10 protein-coding genes are annotated in these 18,079 nt (G+C 46.7%); 5 read left to right on the forward strand and 5 right to left on the reverse strand.

Features of this window, described 5'->3' with window-relative positions; all coding sequences use genetic code 11:
• Nucleotides 1-2: 2 nt before the first annotated feature.
• Entirely contained in the window at nucleotides 3-281 is a 279-nt protein-coding gene (locus BQ9893_RS09235) for a LysO family transporter (RefSeq protein WP_075965761.1), read from the forward strand.
• Nucleotides 278-904: a LysO family transporter gene (locus tag BQ9893_RS09240; protein ID WP_075965762.1), complete on the forward strand. Its 627-nt coding sequence runs from the start codon at nucleotides 278-280 to the stop codon at nucleotides 902-904. The genes BQ9893_RS09235 and BQ9893_RS09240 overlap by 4 nt, the downstream gene beginning before the upstream one ends.
• A gap of 130 nt (nucleotides 905-1,034) precedes the next feature.
• Here the strand turns inward: BQ9893_RS09240 and BQ9893_RS09245 are convergent, their stop codons facing one another.
• The 3 genes from BQ9893_RS09245 to BQ9893_RS09260 form a co-directional block, all read right to left on the reverse strand.
• Nucleotides 1,035-2,756 carry a SusD/RagB family nutrient-binding outer membrane lipoprotein gene (locus BQ9893_RS09245; protein ID WP_075965763.1) on the reverse strand — a complete coding sequence of 574 codons (1,722 nt, stop codon included), beginning with the start codon at nucleotides 2,754-2,756 and terminating at the stop codon, nucleotides 1,035-1,037.
• A 37-nt stretch (nucleotides 2,757-2,793) separates the two neighbouring features.
• Nucleotides 2,794-6,234: a SusC/RagA family TonB-linked outer membrane protein gene (locus BQ9893_RS09250; protein WP_075965764.1), complete on the reverse strand. Its 3,441-nt coding sequence runs from the start codon at nucleotides 6,232-6,234 to the stop codon at nucleotides 2,794-2,796.
• A 633-nt stretch (nucleotides 6,235-6,867) separates the two neighbouring features.
• Nucleotides 6,868-10,125 (reverse strand): S41 family peptidase, encoded by a 3,258-nt coding sequence (locus tag BQ9893_RS09260; RefSeq protein ID WP_075965766.1) that lies wholly within the window; start codon nucleotides 10,123-10,125, stop codon nucleotides 6,868-6,870.
• 616 nt (nucleotides 10,126-10,741) lie between these two features.
• Between BQ9893_RS09260 and BQ9893_RS09265 the strand changes: the two genes are divergently transcribed.
• The 3 genes from BQ9893_RS09265 to BQ9893_RS09275 all read left to right on the forward strand — a co-directional run bounded on the left by BQ9893_RS09265 (nucleotide 10,742) and on the right by BQ9893_RS09275 (nucleotide 15,451).
• On the forward strand, nucleotides 10,742-13,981 hold the full coding sequence (locus BQ9893_RS09265; protein WP_075965767.1) for a S41 family peptidase: 3,240 nt from the start codon (nucleotides 10,742-10,744) through the stop codon (nucleotides 13,979-13,981).
• Between the two features lie 119 nt (nucleotides 13,982-14,100).
• Nucleotides 14,101-14,625: a 3'-5' exonuclease gene (locus BQ9893_RS09270; RefSeq protein WP_075965768.1), complete on the forward strand. Its 525-nt coding sequence runs from the start codon at nucleotides 14,101-14,103 to the stop codon at nucleotides 14,623-14,625.
• A gap of 46 nt (nucleotides 14,626-14,671) precedes the next feature.
• Nucleotides 14,672-15,451 carry a DUF5040 domain-containing protein gene (locus BQ9893_RS09275; RefSeq protein WP_075965769.1) on the forward strand — a complete coding sequence of 260 codons (780 nt, stop codon included), beginning with the start codon at nucleotides 14,672-14,674 and terminating at the stop codon, nucleotides 15,449-15,451.
• Here BQ9893_RS09275 and BQ9893_RS09280 read toward each other — a convergent pair.
• Both BQ9893_RS09280 and nhaC read right to left on the reverse strand, forming a co-directional pair.
• Nucleotides 15,435-16,631: a dicarboxylate/amino acid:cation symporter gene (locus BQ9893_RS09280; protein WP_075965770.1), complete on the reverse strand. Its 1,197-nt coding sequence runs from the start codon at nucleotides 16,629-16,631 to the stop codon at nucleotides 15,435-15,437. The two genes, BQ9893_RS09275 and BQ9893_RS09280, sit on opposite strands and share 17 nt — an antisense overlap.
• On the reverse strand, nucleotides 16,600-18,066 hold the full coding sequence (gene nhaC / locus BQ9893_RS09285) for a Na+/H+ antiporter NhaC (RefSeq protein WP_075965771.1): 1,467 nt from the start codon (nucleotides 18,064-18,066) through the stop codon (nucleotides 16,600-16,602). Before nhaC ends, BQ9893_RS09280 begins: the two co-directional genes overlap by 32 nt.
• Between the last annotated feature and the right edge of the window lie 13 nt (nucleotides 18,067-18,079).

The raw sequence follows: 18,079 nt of genomic DNA on the forward strand, positions 1-18,079 counted from the left end.
ATATGTTCACAGTCATTGGTATTATGTTTGCGGGTATTGCCATGGGGTATCTTTTACGCAAGATCGAACTTTTGCAAAAGATCGGCAAACCAATTTCTTACACGATCTTTTTGCTTCTTTTCCTCTTGGGAATATCTGTCGGTACGAATAAAGACATTGTCGATAACCTTGCCACGTTGGGAGGCCAGGCTTTCCTGCTTGCCGTAGCAAGTACGGGGGGAAGCGTGCTTGCCGGCTGGGGAGTCTATCATCTGTTCTTTAAAGAAAGGAGCCGCAGGTGAAAGGAAGTTTGATTGTCGTAGGATTCTTTGCACTCGGCTGCCTGTTAGGATGGGGCGGCTGGTTGCCTGATGTCATTCTTGAAAACGACATTACGGTATATGTCTTATACCTGCTCATGTTTCAGGTCGGACTCAGTATCGGTAGTGATAAGAAACTAAAGGAAATTCTCGGCAGTATCCGTCCGAAATTGCTTTTGATCCCTTTTGCCACGATTGCCGGGACATTGGTCTTTTCGGCATTGGCCAGTTTGTTGCTTACGCAGTGGAGTGTTTTTGACTGTCTGGCGGTAGGAAGCGGTTTTGCCTATTATTCTCTTTCGTCTATTCTGATTACTCAGCTGAAGGAACCCTCTTGGGGTATCCGGCTCGCCACCGAATTAGGAACGATCGCTTTAATGGCAAATATCATGCGCGAGATTATGGCCCTTCTCGCTACGCCTCTTTTTGTCCGGTATTTTGGCAGGTTGTCCCCTATTTGTGCCGGAGGGGCTACGACGATGGATACGACTTTGCCGATCATCACCCGCTATTCGGGGAAAGACCTTGTTTTTATTTCAATTTTTCATGGGATTATTGTAGATTTCACGGTTCCGTTCTTTGTGTCGTTCTTCTGTTCGTTGTAAAAAGAGAGAGAAATAAAAAATGAGGCATCAAAAGACACCTTAGGAAAGTTATGGTTGTAAGTGCGAAACGAAAAGGAACCATATTGCGATTCAAGTTAGAGTCCGATATGGTTCCTTTTTTATGGTTTAATTATTTAACTATTTTGTAATAAGTTTTCTTTGCCCAAAAGAGGTTAGTATAGTAACCGCTTGGCTCTTCGTAGTTCTTGGCAATAGCTGCCTGGCAGTTTTCGCTATTGTAAGTCAGCTCGTCGTTGGGATAGGGTAAACGGTTAGGAGGAGTCGGGAAACTTGTTACTTGGTTGTCTGTTGCAAATTCAACCACAGGATAACCGGTACGACGTACGACGTTCCATGCTTCTAGCTTGTTCATAAAACCGAAGTTTAACCATAGCTGCGTGCAGATAGCCTCTTGTGTTGGTTTCCAAATGCTTTCGGCATAAACCGCAATAGCATCATTGGAAGGCCTGGTCAGTGGACGGAATCCTCTGTAACTATCGTTGCCTTCTTTATGGAGAGAGCTTGTTTCCTTCATATCCCAATAGTATTCGGCAGACAGTTTTACACCTTCTATGAAATTCGCTTTCGCTTTGTCGATATCGGTCGCCACGCCATATCCCATCAAATAGGCTTCTGCTTTGCTGAAACTTACCTCGGCTGCGTTTAACCAAAGGCCGAATATGTTTTCATTTCCTTGGTATGTCTCCCAACCTGCGGCGGCGATAGAATCGATTTCGCAGAAATAGTTGGCTTGTGTCATGCCTCTTTCTACATATTCTTTCTGTTTTGTGTCTTTCAAAGTCGTGATTTCTGCTTCAGTCATCATGACATCGTAGGCAATGTATTGGCCATCGGGGTTACAGTCATACATGGCTTCCAGACGTGGATCTGTATTATTGTCGGGTATACCGTTTTCCGGCAAGTTCATTGCGTTCAGGATCGTTTGTGAACAGGCCGCCATACCACTTGAACGAAGAGCCTGAGAGAGTGATTTGCCAAAATTGAATTCATCCTTTTGGGTATTGGCTGTCACACCCATGTTTTCCGTATTGTTGTCAATTAGCGGATATTGGCTTGGGTTATTCAATATTTCGGCAATGGCAGCGTGAGCTTCAGCCATGCAATCGCCGGATGTCGACAAATGAAGGGCGATGCGTAATCGTAACGAGTTGACGTATTTCTGCCACATGGTTTTATCGCCGGCCGCAATTGTATAATCTTGACGGCTTAATGATGTAAGGCCGATGGTATTTACATCTCCACTTGCAAAATAATCAGCCACTTCTTTCAGATTGGCAAGAGTTTGTTTGTAAAGATCCGTGTCGTCGTCGTAAACACACTTTTCTTTGGCAGCGTTATAATCCCCGTCTCTCCAAAGCGTACCGGCACCGTGGTAAGGGACATCTCCGAATAAAGACAACATCTCATGCAATTGTGCTTCGACAAGTGTACGGCCCAGATAATAGAATACGATGTTTGAAGGTTTTTCTGCTTCAGAAAGGTTTTCATAGGTGTATTCCAATAATCGTAACTGCGTTAACATATCGTAGAACTCCTTCCAACGGTCGTTGTAGCGGCCTTCGCCGGATCCCATATAGCGGGCACGTGTGTTGGTAGTACCGATAATACCGGAAAAGAGACCGGATGTGGTAGACTGCACCCAGTGGCGATAATAAATCGGGTTCATCCATGTATTCCCTTTGAACATCAAACCGGTAAATACCTGTGGAATACCAACTGTTGTCGTTTGGGAAGGATCTGCATACTTTTCTTCATACGCAGAATCGGAGCATGAAGAGGCTAATGATATCAATGCGATTCCTCCAGCTAACAATGAAAATATCTTTTTCATAAATTCTACTTTTTAGTCTGATTTAATAAAATGTAAATTAGAAACTTGCACGAACAGAAAATCCGAATGTACGGGCACTGGCCGTTGAACCGCCCAATTGTGCCTGATAAATCCAGTTAGTACCGTCTGTCGCTTCAGAGTCGAACAGTTTTAATGTGCGATATACATAGAACGGATTACGTACAAAAGCTGAAACCATCAGGTTATTGCAGGCAAACTTTTTAGTCAAATCTTTCGGTAAAGTATAGCCTAAGCTGATTTCACGACATTTAATGTAGCTGTTCTTCTGGATGGCATCCTGATAGCTCATGCTGGCACCTGTACCCCAACCATACTGACCCGTATTTGCTTCCATCTGAGTGACAATAATGTCATTCGGAGTACCGTCTTCTTTTACTCCTGGAAGAATCAAGCCGTTGTCCCACACATAATGACCGTTTATCATAGTTTCACCACGTTTGTAATTGCCTACTTCATTTGCATTGACAACATGGATGGCGCTTTTATCATCCATAGTTTCCGAGGTGCTGTAGTAGAATAAACCGCCTGTAGAATGATCGCGGACACCTACGGCATCTGTGATATTACCCGCACTCATCATGTATTGCCAGGGAGTGTTCAGAACGTCTCCTCCGAAACGGAAGTCGAATGAAACATCAAAAGTGAAGTTCTTATAATTTAGGCTTGAGCCGAAACCTCCGGTTACTTTAGGCATGGCGTTTCCTACTTTATGGCGTTCGGAGGTATCGGTTATATACAACCCGTTGCTGCCTACAATGTAGTTCCCGTTATCATCTGTTTTCCAAGTGTACGCATACCAGTCACCCATAGATTCGCCTACATGTGATTCAAGGGAGGCGGCACCACCGTCAATATCGGAATGGCTCAATACATCCAAACCGTCGGCCAGCTTGTTCACTGTGTTTTTGTTCCAAGCTACATTGGCACGCAGATCCCATTTCCAATTCTTGTTTTCGATGGGAGTGCCGTATACGCTAAATTCAATTCCCTTGTTACTCAATTCGCCTACGTTCATCAACATGCTTTGTGCACCCATTGAGGCGGCACTGGTGGTTTGAAGAATCTGATCTTTGGTCGTATTGCTGTAAAAGTTGAATTCCATACCCAACCGGTTGCCGAAGAATTTGTTTTCCAGACCGATTTCAAATTCATACTTGGTCTCCGGTTTGATACTTTCATTACCGATACTTGAAGCAATATAGTTGTAGCTGTAGGTTGACGTTCTCAGCAATGATTCCTGTTTGAATGCAAGGATGGCACGATAGATATCAGGAGCATTACCTACGATACCGTAAGATGCGCGAACTTTCCCGTAATTCCACCAAGTCGGCGTATGGTCTTTAAACAATTCCGTGACGAGTATGCTGGTACTGGCAGAAGGATACCAGAAAGAGTTGTTGCCTTTTTTCAAAGTAGAAGTTTTTTCCTGGCGGATAGAACCTTCCAGAAATCCCCATCCGTTGTAACCGTAGCTTGCAGTCAGAAAAGCTCCTGTTTTAAGTAGATTTTGTCTGGTCATGCTTGCATTTTTCGTGCCGACCGATGCATTCAGGTGAAACCAGTTTTCCTGTGTCAGCCCTTGACTGGTACTGACATCTGATTTGTAAAAAGATTCTTCGCGAGCTGTCCAACCCAGATTGGCTGTTACGTTATGCAGGTCGTTGAATGTCCTGTCGAACATCAACATTATGTCGCTGTAAATAATCTGGTAACGACTGTTATTTAGTCCGTAAGAATCGCTATATTGACCGTTGGTAGAGAAAACGTGTGCATTTTCCGTGCGGTTTTTGTTTTCGATCTTATCAATGGTCAAGTCCGCAGCCACTCGCCCGTTCAATGTCAATCCGGGGATGATTTCCCAGGTCGGGTTGATGGAACCGATGAAGCGTTGGTGTTCTTCTAATTGTTCTTTACCCATGACGTTCCAGAAATATTCACTCATTAAAGACGTGGAACCCATTGGAGTGTAAAGGAATTGTTCGTCCGGTGTCAATGTGTCGCTTGTCCCTCCGTTGTAAGAAGAAATACTGTTTTGATAACCGAGGCTTGTTACTGTATGGTCGCGTATGTAAGCGACATCGGTGAAACCTCCGAACATACCGCTGAAGTTGTTAGTCAAACGGCTGATACGATACGGGCGGTTCTTGATGGATTGGTTCTGATAGGTGGTCGTATAGTTCAATTTGATGGTGTTGGTTACATTGAATGTACCATTCAAGTTGAAATTATGCTTGTGGTTATCAGAGTTGTACTGCATCGCTTTCACATCGTTGTAAGTGTAAGAGAAACGTATGTTGTTACGTTCCGAACTGTTGGTCAACGATAAGTTGTATGTCTGGTTAACGCCGGTACGGAAAATGTCTGCCCATTGATTGTGGTCGATCGGTGTGAAAGCACGCTGTGTGCCGTCAAAATAAGTGACCATCTTGCTGGGATCATATTTGGCTCCCCACGAATAGTAGGTTTCGCGGTTAGGCGTGACAATCGCGTTGCCGTTACGATCTACGCGTAGTTGTCGGAAACCGGTTAATGCATCTTGGTTGCTGTTCCCTAATTGTGAGTTATCGTATCCTGGGCCGTATTCTTTTTGTATTTCAGGCATATAAGCAACTTTGTCGAAACTTACGTTTGCACTGAAGTCAATCTGTGTGCCGGAACCGGCTTTGGCCTTTTTGGTCGTAATCATCACAACGCCGTTGGCAGCTTCCGATCCATATAAAGCAGATGCGGCAGCCCCTTTCAAAATGGAGATGTTCTCAATATCTTCAGGATTGATGTCGACCATACCGTTGGAGTTGATGCGCTGATTACCCCAGTAGCCATCGTTGTTGGTATTGCTATTATGAAGAGGAACACCATCCATGATAATCAGAGGTTGAGTGTTACCTGTAATAGAAGATAGACCACGAACGGAAATAGATACGGCAGAAGTTCCCCCGCCGGGGGCAGCCTGGATACGTACGCCTGTCGCTTTACCATAGAGTCCGGTCGCGATATTTGAGCCACCGGTCCGGGTCAATTCTTCAGAAGAAACGTTACTAACGGCATAGCCTAATTTTTTTGCATCTTTTTTGATTCCTAATGCCGTTACGACAACTTCATCTAATTTCTGAGTGTCTTCGACAAATTTTATGGTTAGCGTGGATTGACCTTTGTAAGTGATTTCTTGAGTGACATATCCGATAAAAGAAATTTGGATTATGTCTCCATCTTTTACACCTTCCAGGCTGAAGTTTCCATCTACGTCGGTAATACTGCCGTTTGTGGTTCCTTTGATCACTACTGATGCTCCTGCCACCGGGCCGAAATCATCTTCTACAACTCCACTTACTTTCCCAGTTTGCTGGGTGATCGTCATTTCTCTTTTTTCTGACGCAGAGTCTGCATACACACTTGTGGAAAGTGGCATAGCTCCTGCGATAAGAATTAAGCTGACAGGTTTGAACTGTTTTAACATAATTGATAAATTTATTGATAATACTCGTATTAGTGGAGTTGCGATTAGATTTGACGTGTGTTTCTGTTTTTGATCTTAGTTCTAAAAGAACTAAGTCGCTTGTGGAACTATAATGTATTGATTTATAGTATAATAAATTTGTGTTAATAATTTTATAAGCCACTTTTTATGAGAAAACATTGGATAAAAATCTCTCTGTTATTCTTGATATTTTTAGTAAATATTACCAAACGAAAAATATTGGCATTCGCGTTCAATATGAAAATTTATAAAATCGCAGAAGTGTATAACATGTATATGTATCAAAGGGTAAATTCGGTAATTGAGTCTAATGAGAATTGTTTTGTTTCATCTTTAGATAGGATAGAAGGATGAGTGAAACATTTTTTATTGATATAAAATAATAATATGTGATAAATTATTAATATATTTGCCAACGGATTTAGTGCGGAGTTCTTTTAGAACTAAGTCGCTTTTTAAAAATCTTATAAAATAAAATATAGTATAAATAAATCCCTATACATAGAGGAGCGAGTTTGATTTTTTTGACCTAAAAAGAAAACCTATCCGGAAATAGGTTTTCCTATTTTTTCCGGATAGGTTTGACATACCTCCTTTGGATATCTACATATATTATTTTTTACTAACCTCTTTCAACATTTCTTTTACAGCCTCTTCCAACTGGTGGTCTTCACCTTTTAACTGTGATTCGGGAGAGTTGTAGACTTCGATGTCTGGTTCGAGCTGTTGGTTTTCGAGGTAGCGGCCCTGCAAATCCTGCATGCCGACCTGCGGAATGCCGAAGACGATCGACGGGTCGATCTGGGATTCCCACCATACGGCTGTCATCGTTCCCGGTACGGGAGCACCGATCAGTTTGCCGATTTTCAGCGTCTTGTACGTCCAGGGGAAACCGTGGGCGTTCGAATAGTTATCTTCGCACATCAGCACACATGATGGTTTCAGCCATCTGTTGAACGGATCGTTGCCGATGAATTGCCCGCGTGGAGTGAATTTGGCATACAGTTCTCCGCTCAACAGGATTGCCAGGTCCTCATGAAGCCAGCCGCCACCGTTATGGCGTGTATCGACAATCACGGCATCCTTCTCTCGGCAACGGCCCAACAGTTCGGAATAGGTTTCACGGAAACTTTCGCTGTTCATGCCTTTGACATGCACATATCCGATTTTTCCGTTCGACAGCTTGTCGACCATCTGGCGCTTCTGTTCCACCCAACGCTTGTAGAGTAAATCGGACTGTGCGCCGTAGGTGATCGGCTTGACTTGTTCCTCGAAACGTTCTTTGGTTGCCGGGTTGTAAACAGACAGCAACACTTTCTTGCCGGCTTTGCCACTTAATAACGGATAATAATCTTCACCATTCTTGATACTCGTGCCGTCTATCTTTTCGATGATGCAGCCCGGTTGGATCTTGGTGCCGGCTTTAGTCAGCGGTCCTTTGGCGATGATCTCTTCAAGCTTCAAGCCGTCGCCTGAGTAACTGTTGTCATAGAATGCGCCCAAACTGGCGGTTGCCGGAGCAGAAGATGCGGAACGATAGCGTGCACCGGTATGTGAACCGTTCAGTTCGCCCAACATTTCAGAGAGCATTTCTGCGAAATCGTAGTTGTTGTTGATATGCGGAAGGAATTTTTCGTATGCCTTTTCATATCCGGCCCAGTCGATGCCGTGTATTTTCGGATCGTAGAACTTGTCCAATACCTGGCGCCATGTGTGATGGAAGATGTATTCGCGTTCTTTTGCCGGACGATACGAAAATTCGGCTTTGAATGCGATCGGTTTCGTTTTGCTGTCCTTGATCTCAATCTTTTTCAATTGGCCTCTCGAAACGAGGAAAATGTTTTCGCCTTTCTTGTCGGGAAACATCGTTCCGCCACCGACGCCTTTGATCAACAGCTTGGTGGTGTTCTCCTTGAAGTTGTGCTCCCACAGGTCGTAGCCGCTTTCGAATGCGGCGCAATAGTACAGCTTGTCGCCTTTCGAAGTCAGGACGGCGTCACCTAAGAATGACGAGTTGACGGTCAGACGCATGACACGGTCTTTACGGTTCGCCAGGTCGAATTTAAGCGGTTCGACCGTTTTGTCGGTTTTTTCGTCCTTCTTCTTGTCGCTGTCTTTATTCTTATCTTTCTTGCCGTCCTTGTCTTTGTCCTCCTTGTCTTTGTCCTCTTTCCCTTCGTCCAGCAAAGCCTGCTCTTCTTTGGAAAGGCGGAATTTGTCGTATGCTTCGCTGTCGAAGAACATGATGTAAATATCACTTTCCGCTCCCCAGCTGCCATGGCTGCGGTAACCGGCACGGTCGGACGACCAGATCATTGCCTTCCCATCCAGCACCCATTTGGCGTTGTTGTCGGAATAGCCGCTTTCAGTCAGGTTAGTCATTTCGCCGCTACCATCCGCTTTCACCAAAACGATGTCCGTATTGTTCCATCCGCCGACTGCTATGTACTTGGCGAGAAACCATTTGCTGTCGGGCGACCATTGATAATATTGGTCACCGTCCGAATAAGAATAGTTGTATTTACCATCCAGGACGGTACGAACCTGTTTGCTCTTCAAGTTGATTACGCGCAAAGTCGTACGGTTTTCCAAGAATGCGACTTCCTTCCCATCCGGCGAATACATCGGTTGAAAAGATGTCTGCGAGGTGACCACTAACGGTTCTTCTTTCAATTCTTGTGCGTATGTGAAGTATTTGTCGTCTTTGCGTACCAGACTGCTCTGATAAACACCCCATGTTTCGCCCCGTTCGGCGGAGTAGACCAGTGAACGTCCGTCAGGACTGAAATCAAGATCACGTTCCTGTTGTGGCGTGTTGGTGATCTGTTTGGTCGTTTCGTAATCGACCGAAGTCACATACACATCGCCACGTACGATAAAGGCGATTTCCTTTCCATTAGGAGAAACTGCGATATCGGTGGCTCCACTTGTCTTGAGCTGGTGTATCAGGTCGTTTTCCACCTTGTCCGAAATGATCCGTACATCCACTTTCTGGGGCTTTGCGCCTTCTTTGACCGTATATATCTCGCCGTTATATCCGTAACAGAGTTTACCGTTGTTGTCGGAAGTCAGAAAGCGAACCGGATGTGTGGTATGGTTTGTTATCTGCCGGTCGTTTTTGCCGGTCAGGTCGTTCTTGAATATATTGAAACTTCCTTTTTCCTCACTCAGATAGTAGAAAGAAGAGCCATCCGGTGCCCAGACAGGATTACGGTCTTCTCCCTTGAAGGAGGTGATTTTCTGGAAGGTGCGTTCCGATCCGAGTGTGCACAACCAGATGTCACGCGTGATGGATGACTGATGATGTTTGCGCCAGGGGTCTTCATATCCTTTCTTGTCCTGGTATAAGAGTTTGTCGCCCTGCTTATTCAATGTCAGGCTTTCCATTGCTAAGGAAGAATAGAGCGCCGGACGGCCTCCGTCGAGGCTGACCTCATAGATTTGAGGGGATTGTCCGGAAGGGAACTGGCTGTCTTTCGTGTCCTGTTGGATTGCAGCCGAATAAAGGATATGTTTTGCATCGCTGAACGTTTCCGGATATTCGTTCGCGGAGTGAGTGGTCAACTGTTTCGGGTTTCCTCCTTCTTTGTCCATCACGAAAATGTCGAAATTTCCGTTCCGGTCAGAAGCAAACGCGATCTTGCTGCCGTCCGGAGACCAGATGGGGCGCGTGTCGTGAGCCGGGTGGGTTGTTAACTGGGTGGCTTTACCACCGTTTGCCGGAACGGTGTAGATATCGCCTTTGTAAGTAAAGGCAATCGTTTCGCCGTTTGGAGAAATAGCCGGATAGCGCATCCATAGCGGATCGTTTTCGGCCAGCACGTTAGTCGTAAGTAGTAGTGCTGAAGTCAGGATAAATAATGATTTCATACTTCGCGTTTTTGTGGGCATAAAGATACGGTATTATTATAGAAAAAGACTGAAATAAACTTAATTGTGACCGTTTGATAGTTTATTTCTCTCTTTGCGGGCTCAATATGTGGGAGGAACGAATGAGGTGAAAATAAATTTTCATGCCGGAGAAAATAAATTTTCACCTGTGTGAAACAAAATTTTCTTCAGCATGGAATATTCGTTTCTTGAATCTTCTGTTTATCTTTGTCGTGTACTGTAAGTTTGATAAGGCGTTATTGCTGGTACAACTTTGGTGATGAACATGGAAGTTTATATATTATCTCTTGATTGAAACCTCGAAATTTCTGAATAACTGGTGGATAGTATGTGAATTTTGTTCGCGTTTTTTCTTGTCATGCAAGGTGGGTGTTTATACACTCGCACCGTCAAGATAAAAAACGTGGGTAATTATCGCATACAACTAGTTATAGGTTTTCGAGGTCCTTGATCGAGTGTATGTCGTTAATTCCCACGTTTCTTTATAATAACCATCTAATAGGGTTTTTGTTGGATATGTGAGATTCTCCGCTCAGGAATATGCTTTGAACTTTACTTTTTTTTACCTTTGTCGGTAGACTAAACGATAATAGGTATGAAGAAGAAACTTATCTTTTCTTTATTGGTTCTGGCCGGTGCCCCTTCACTGTTGATGGCGGCGGATGAGGCGCGTCTTTTGCGTTTCCCGGCAACGAATGGCAAAGAGATTGTTTTCTCGTATGCGGGTGACCTCTACAAGGTTTCGGCTACGGGTGGCGAAGCCAGTCGTCTGACTTCGCATGTGGGATACGAAATGTTTCCCCGTTTTTCACCGGACGGTAAAACGATTGCATTTACCGGGCAATACGATGGTAACACCGAAGTGTACACCATACCGGTGTCGGGAGGGGAACCCTTGCGTGTGACCTATACGGCAACAAATAGCCGGGATGACCTGGGTGACCGTATGGGGCCGAATAACATCGTGATGAACTGGACGCCTGACGGTAGCCGGATTGTGTATCGCAACCGTATCGGCGACGGTTTCAGCGGGAAACTGTTCACGGTGGATAAAGAAGGTGGCTTGTCAGAAGTCATACCTCTTCCCGAAGGCGGGTTCTGCAGCTATTCTCCCGATGGCAAACAGTTGGCTTATAACCGTGTCATGCGTGAGTTCCGTACTTGGAAATACTACAGAGGCGGAATGGCGGATGATGTCTGGATCTACAATCCCGACAAGAAGACAGTCGAGAACATTACGGATAATCCCGCCCAGGACATTATCCCGATGTGGATCGGCGACGAAATCTTCTTCCTCTCCGATCGTGACCGGACAATGAATCTCTTTGTTTATAATACGAAGACCAAACAGACGGACAAAGTCACGGACTTTACCGAATACGACGTGAAGTTTCCAAGTGCAAACGGCAATACGATCGTCTTTGAGAACGGCGGCTATATCTATAAGATGGACGCCGGTAGCAAGAAACCGGAAAAGGTGAACATTACCCTGACTTCCGACAATATCTATGCCCGTAGCGAAATCAAGGACGGAGCGGGCTATATTACCGAGGCCAGCCTCTCGCCAGACGGTGAACGCTTGGTGGTGACTGCCCGCGGAGAGGTGTTCAACCTGCCGGTAGAAAAGGGCGTGACAAAGAACATCACCCGTTCGCCTGGAGCACATGACCGCGATGCGCAATGGTCGCCCGACGGCAAGTTTATCGTCTATATTTCGGATGCGACCGGAGAGACGGAACTCTATATGCAGGATGCGACCGGCGGTGAACCTGTCCGGCTGACAAAAAACAATGATACCTATATCCGCAGTTTCGAACTGAGTCCGGATTCCAAGATGATTGTTTATACGGATCGCAAGAACCGTGTGAACCTACTGGATGTCGCGACAAAGCAAGTGACGACCTTGTTGCAGGACCCGATGGGCGAACCGCGGGGCGTGACTTTCTCGCCGGATAGCAAATGGCTGACTTATACTCGCACGGGCGACAATGAATATAGCATCGTCTATGTCTATAATCTGGCTGATAAGAAAGAATACGCGGTGACGGACAAGTGGTACAATTCCTCTTCACCGGTATTCAGCGAGGACGGTAAATATCTGGTCTTTGCATCTGCCCGCGATTTCAATCCGACCTATGGATCGTTGGAATGGAACCATGTCTATAATAATATGTACGGGGTTTACCTGGCGTTGTTGTCAAAAGACACTCCTTCTCCTTTCATGGAGAAGGATGCGGAAGTAGCCGTGGCCAAAGAGGAATCAAAGAAAGATACACCGGCAAAGAAAGATGAGGCAAAGAAAAACGAGCCTGCTGCTTCTATTGTCAAGATCGATTTCGACGGGATTACGGACCGTATCGTCAAGTTGCCGGTGAGCCCTTCCTATTACGGAAATTTCTATTCGGACGGAAACAAGGTTTACTACTGGGGACGTGGTGGTACGAAAGTATTCGACCTGAAAAAACAGAAAGAAGACGTGGTGGCCGACGGTGCTTCTATGGGTGTCGGATCCGGCAGCAAGAAAGCGCTCTTCTTCAAGGGAAATGCTCTTTATGTGACGGATATTCCTTCGGGCAAAGCAGACCTGAGCAATCCGGTGAACCTGTCGAACATGAAGATCAAGGTCGATTATCCGCAGGAATGGGCACAGATTTTCGATGAAGCATGGCGGGCTTACCGTGATGGTTTCTATCTGGAGAATATGCATGGGGTGGATTGGAATGCGATCAAGGCGAAATATCAGGTGCTCGTCCCGTATGCCAAGACACGTCTGGACTTGAACTACATCATCGGCGAGATGATCGGCGAGCTGAATTGCGGTCATGCGTATGTGAATCCGGGTGAAGTTGAACGTCCCGATCGTATTAAAACAGGGCTGTTAGGCGCTGAAATATCCCGTGATAAGAGCGGTTTCTTCCGTCTGGAAAAGATACTGCCGGGTGCTTCCTGGAGCAAGTCGCTGCGCTCTCCGTTGACGGAGCCGGGCATCAAAGCGAAGGCGGGCGAGTTTATCGTGGCGATCGACGGTGTACCGACAAACAGTGTGAAGGACATGTATTCATTGCTGGTCGGCAAGGCAGATGTCCCGACGGAGATTTCGCTGAACAGCAAACCGCAGTTGGCGGGAGCACGCAAGATCGTGATCAGTCCGCTGGAAGAAGAATATTCGTTGTATCACTATAACTGGGTACAGGATAACATCAAGAAAGTCGACAAAGCATCGAACGGCAAGATCGGCTATATCTATATCCCGGACATGGGACCGGAAGGGCTGAACGAATTTTCCCGCTATTTCTATCCGCAGCTCGACAAGGAAGGTCTGATTATCGACGACCGCGCTAATGGCGGCGGTAATGTTTCGCCGATGATCCTCGAACGTCTTTCTCGCGAACCGTACCGGCTGACGATGCGTCGCGGTTCGGCCCGTATCGGAACTGTTCCTGATGCCGTGCAGGTAGGTCCGAAAGTATGCTTGATCAATAAATATTCAGCTTCCGACGGCGACCTCTTCCCGTGGGGCTTCCGTGCGCTGGGATTGGGTAAACTGATCGGGACGCGTACGTGGGGCGGTATCGTCGGCATCAGCGGTTCCTTGCCTTATATGGACGGGACGGACATTCGCGTTCCTTTCTTCACGAGCTATGACCCGAAGACCGGCAGCTGGATTATCGAAAATCACGGTGTCGATCCCGATATCCTGATCGATAATGATCCCGTCAAGGAATGGAACGGTGAAGACCAGCAGCTCGACCGTGCCATCCAGGAGGTCATGAAGGAACTCCAGAACCGCAAGCCGCTTCCGGGAGTTCCGGCACCGAGAGACTTCAGTAAATAATGGACAATAGGCAATGGACAATTGACAATTAAAGAAAGGGCAATGAAGCTTTTTTTTATTGTCGGTTGTCCGTTGTCTTACTTGCCAATACTCAATTATCAATTGTCAATTTGAAAAGTATGGAACGTTTTGCCGCAATCGACTTTGAGACCGCTAATGGAAAACGCAGCAGTATTTGCAGTATCGGGATTGCTATTATAGAGGACAATAAGGTGATCGATTCCATTTATACCCTGGTTCGTCCGTATCCGAATTTCTACACCCGGTTTACCACCGCCGTTCATGGCATAACCATGCAGGACACGATCGACTCTCCCGACTTTGAGGAAGCCTGGGCCGGGATCGCCGGCAAACTTCGGGATATTCCGTTGGTCGCCCATAACAGTTCCTTTGATGAAGGTTGCCTGCGGGCTGCCCATGAAGCCTACGATCTTGCCTATCCCAAATATCAGTTCTACTGTACCTGTCGTCTGTCACGGCGTATGTATCCTTTCTTGGCCAACCACCAGCTACAGACTGTCGCTGCCCATTGCGGGTACGACCTGACCAATCACCATCATGCCATGGCCGACGCTTATGCCTGTGCGCATATCGCAGCAACAATGATGCGGGAAAAAGGAGTCGAAAGGTTGTGCGAGCTATGAAATACATGTATATTTGTGTTCAGATATATTTGTATAACGTGTTTTTATGAAAAAATTATTTTTAGTATTGTTGGCCTTTATAGGCATTACTCCTCTTTTCTGTCAGGAAAAACCAAGCACCTGCAAGTATACGCTCTTATTGACAGGCGCTTCTTTTGCTTCTCCTGAAAATGGTTGGTTTGAATTGGGTTGTGAAAAACTGGATGCCGTTTGCCTGAATAGGGCGATAGGTGGGGAAGCAATTGCAAACACGGCAAACCGAATGATAGATGGAACGCTCTATTCTCCGGAAGAATTGGAAAACATAGATGCGCTTGTTATTATGCAAGTACATGATAAAGATGTGTTTGAAGATTCGATGTTGAAAGCAAAGTATACAGACTACCCGATTCCTTTCGATCGCTCTAACTATGCAGCCGCCTATGATTATGTTATCAAACGCTATATTACGGAATGCTATAATCTTCAGTTTGACGAAAAATCCAGATATTATGGAAACAAAACAGGTAAACCAGCCGTTATCGTGCTTTGTACACATTGGCATGACGCACGGACTCGGTTGAACGGTTCGATTCGTCAATTGGCCGCCAAATGGGGATTGCCGTTAGTTGAGTTTGATAAGAATATAGGTTTCTCTAAAGAGGTGCCACACCCCGTAACCGGTGAACAGATTAGTTTGATTTATGCTCAGGATTCACAAATGACAGATGGTGTCAAATACGGATGGCATCCGAAGCGTGGAAAAGATCAGTATATCCAACAACGGATGGCATCCATATTTGTCGATGTGATGAAACGAATTCTTCCTGTTAAGCCTGAACTTTAGAGTTTTGTGACGGATTGTCCTTGCCGGCGATCTTGTCTACCACGACTGCTATCGCTCCGTCGCCTGTCACATTGCAAGCGGTCCCGAAGCTGTCCATCGCGATGTAGAGGGCGATCATCAATGCCTGCAAGGTCTCGTTGAACCCTAACATGCTTTGCAGCAATCCGAGCGCTGCCATGATAGCGCCACCCGGCACTCCGGGAGCAGCGACCATCGTGACACCCAACATCATGATGAACCCAGCAAGGGAAGTAAAGGTGACAGGTTCGCCCGACATATACATGATTGCCATCGCACAGGCGGTGATCTTCATCGTGCTGCCGGCCAGATGGATGGTGGCGCAAAGGGGAATGACGAAGATCGCGATATTCTCCCGTACCCCGTTCTTGACCGCCTGTGCCAATGTCACAGGGATGGTGGCGGCTGAGGACTGCGTCCCCAGCGCGGTCGCATAAGCCGGAAGCATGTTTTTCAGTAATCGCAACGGGTTTTTCCCACTCATGCTGCCGGCAATCGTGAACTGGATAAGCAACAGCAACACGTGCAGGACAAAGATCACGATTATCACCTTCAGGAACATGGTGATCACGCTCATGACCTGCCCGCTCACCGTCATGTTCAGGAAAATACCGAATATATGGAGCGGCAACAAGGGGATGATCACCGTCTCGATCAGTTTCGTAATGATTTTCTGGAAATCTGAAAAGGCTTCACGCAATGTTCCTCCATCTATATAAGATAAGCCGAGCCCGACGGTGAAGGAGAGTAGCAAAGCTGTCATGACATCCATCAATGGCGGCATGGCAACGACGAAATACGGTTGCAGCATGAAGTCTTCGGGATTTTCCATTGCCGTCAACTCTGCGTTGACCGGAAGGATGTGAGGAAAGATCGCCGAACTGCTGAAATAGGTGAAGAAACCGGAGAAGATTGTCGAGCCGTATGCGATCAGTGCGGTCAACGCTAACAATCTGCCGGCCCCTTTGCCCAATTCCCCGATGGCCGGTGTCACCAACCCTAAGATGATAAGTGGGATCGAAAACGACAGGAAGTTACCGAACAAAGAGTTAAACGTAACAAAGATGCGGGCGAACCCGCCGGGCAGAAACTGCCCGAACACAACACCGGCTGCGATGGCAATGACAACCTTAGCCAGTAACGAGACTTTCAGCTTTTTCATTTTTCCTTTTTATTTTGAACCCGATTGCAGCAATCGTGATGCTCATCAACGGGCTGATTAGATTAAAGAAACAATAGGGCAGGTAGGTGAATGTTGCCACTCCGAGGATCGTGGCCTGCGTCATACCGCAGGTATTCCATGGGATCAGTACGGAGGTGACGGTAACAGCGTCTTCCACCGTACGGCTTAGCAGGCGGCTTTCATATCCTTTCTTTTCATAAATATCCTTGAACATATTTCCGGTCAGGATAACGGAAATATATTGATCGGCCGTGCAGATATTGAGGAACAGTCCCGATGTGACCGTCGATGCCACCAACCCGACCGTCCGTTTCATGAAGCGCAGGAATACGGAGGTGATGCTGCCCAGCATCCCGCTTGCCGCCATCGCCCCGCCGAAACACATGGCACAAAGGATCAGCCAGATCGTATTCATCATGCCCGACATGCCTCGCGTGGCAACCAGGTCATTCAAGTCCGGATTGCCCGTCTCTATACTTGTGCTGCCGTAGAATGTCATTAACAAGCCTTTGAAATTGGATTGGATATTTTCCACCGGCAAACCGGAAATCTCTTGTAATAGATGAGGCTGGAAGATCAGTGCGAACACGCCCGCCAGTGCCGCCGAGATGAATAGCGTGATGATCGACGGCACCTTTCTGGCAATCAATATGCCGGTGACGACCGGTACGATCAGCAGCCACGGAGTGATGTGGAACGTGCTGTCCAGGGCGATCGAGTACTGTCCGATCTGGTCCGTTGCCGTCGCCTCGTGCGAAAGTCCGGCTACCGTGAAGATTACGAGCGTGATCAGCATGGAAGGAACCGTTGTGATCATCATGTACCGGATATGTTTGAACAGAGGCGTGTCTGTTACCGATGAGGCAAGGAGAGTCGTGTCGGAAAGCGGAGATATCTTGTCCCCGAAATAGGCTCCCGAAATGATTGCCCCGGCAGTCCACCCGTCGGAGAAACCCTGTGCCTGCCCGATGCCTAAGAGGGCAATCCCGATGGTGGCGATGGTAGTCCATGAACTCCCCGTCATGACCGAGACGACCGCACAGATGAGGCAGGTCGATACCAGGAAGAAATCAGGGTGAATGACCTGTATCCCATAATAGATCAAGGAGGGGACAACACCGCTTATCATCCAGCTGCCCGACAACGCCCCGATGATCAACAGGATGATCAGAGCCGTCGCAACACCGGTGATATTGTTGATCATCGCCAACTCCAACGCCTTCCAGCGCACTTTGCTGTAGGTCATGGCGATCAGGCAGCATACGGCGGTGGCGGTAAGCAGCACAATCTGGCTGCCACCACTGAGGGCGTCACTTCCGAATGTGCGTATTGTCACAAATAAGAAGGTTACCAAAACAAGTATGGGAACCAAGGAAAGTAAAGGCGAAGGAATCTTCGTCGGATTATGCTCCATTCTCAATAATACG

It is taken from the genome of Parabacteroides massiliensis, assembly GCF_900155425.1.
Lineage (GTDB): Bacteria > Bacteroidota > Bacteroidia > Bacteroidales > Tannerellaceae > Parabacteroides > Parabacteroides massiliensis.

What these genes read in the sequence shown, in the direction of transcription:
- BQ9893_RS09280 (WP_075965770.1), bottom strand. Translation starts at nt 16,631, where the DNA reads ATGAAAAAGCTGAAAGTCTCGTTACTGGCTAAGGTTGTCATTGCCATC.
- BQ9893_RS09265 (WP_075965767.1), top strand. Translation starts at nt 10,742, where the DNA reads ATGAAGAAGAAACTTATCTTTTCTTTATTGGTTCTGGCCGGTGCCCCT.
- BQ9893_RS09270 (WP_075965768.1), top strand. Translation starts at nt 14,101, where the DNA reads ATGGAACGTTTTGCCGCAATCGACTTTGAGACCGCTAATGGAAAACGC.
- BQ9893_RS09275 (WP_075965769.1), top strand. Translation starts at nt 14,672, where the DNA reads ATGAAAAAATTATTTTTAGTATTGTTGGCCTTTATAGGCATTACTCCT.
- BQ9893_RS09235 (WP_075965761.1), top strand. Translation starts at nt 3, where the DNA reads ATGTTCACAGTCATTGGTATTATGTTTGCGGGTATTGCCATGGGGTAT.
- BQ9893_RS09250 (WP_075965764.1), bottom strand. Translation starts at nt 6,234, where the DNA reads ATGTTAAAACAGTTCAAACCTGTCAGCTTAATTCTTATCGCAGGAGCT.
- BQ9893_RS09245 (WP_075965763.1), bottom strand. Translation starts at nt 2,756, where the DNA reads ATGAAAAAGATATTTTCATTGTTAGCTGGAGGAATCGCATTGATATCA.
- nhaC (WP_075965771.1), bottom strand. Translation starts at nt 18,066, where the DNA reads ATGGAGCATAATCCGACGAAGATTCCTTCGCCTTTACTTTCCTTGGTT.
- BQ9893_RS09260 (WP_075965766.1), bottom strand. Translation starts at nt 10,125, where the DNA reads ATGAAATCATTATTTATCCTGACTTCAGCACTACTACTTACGACTAAC.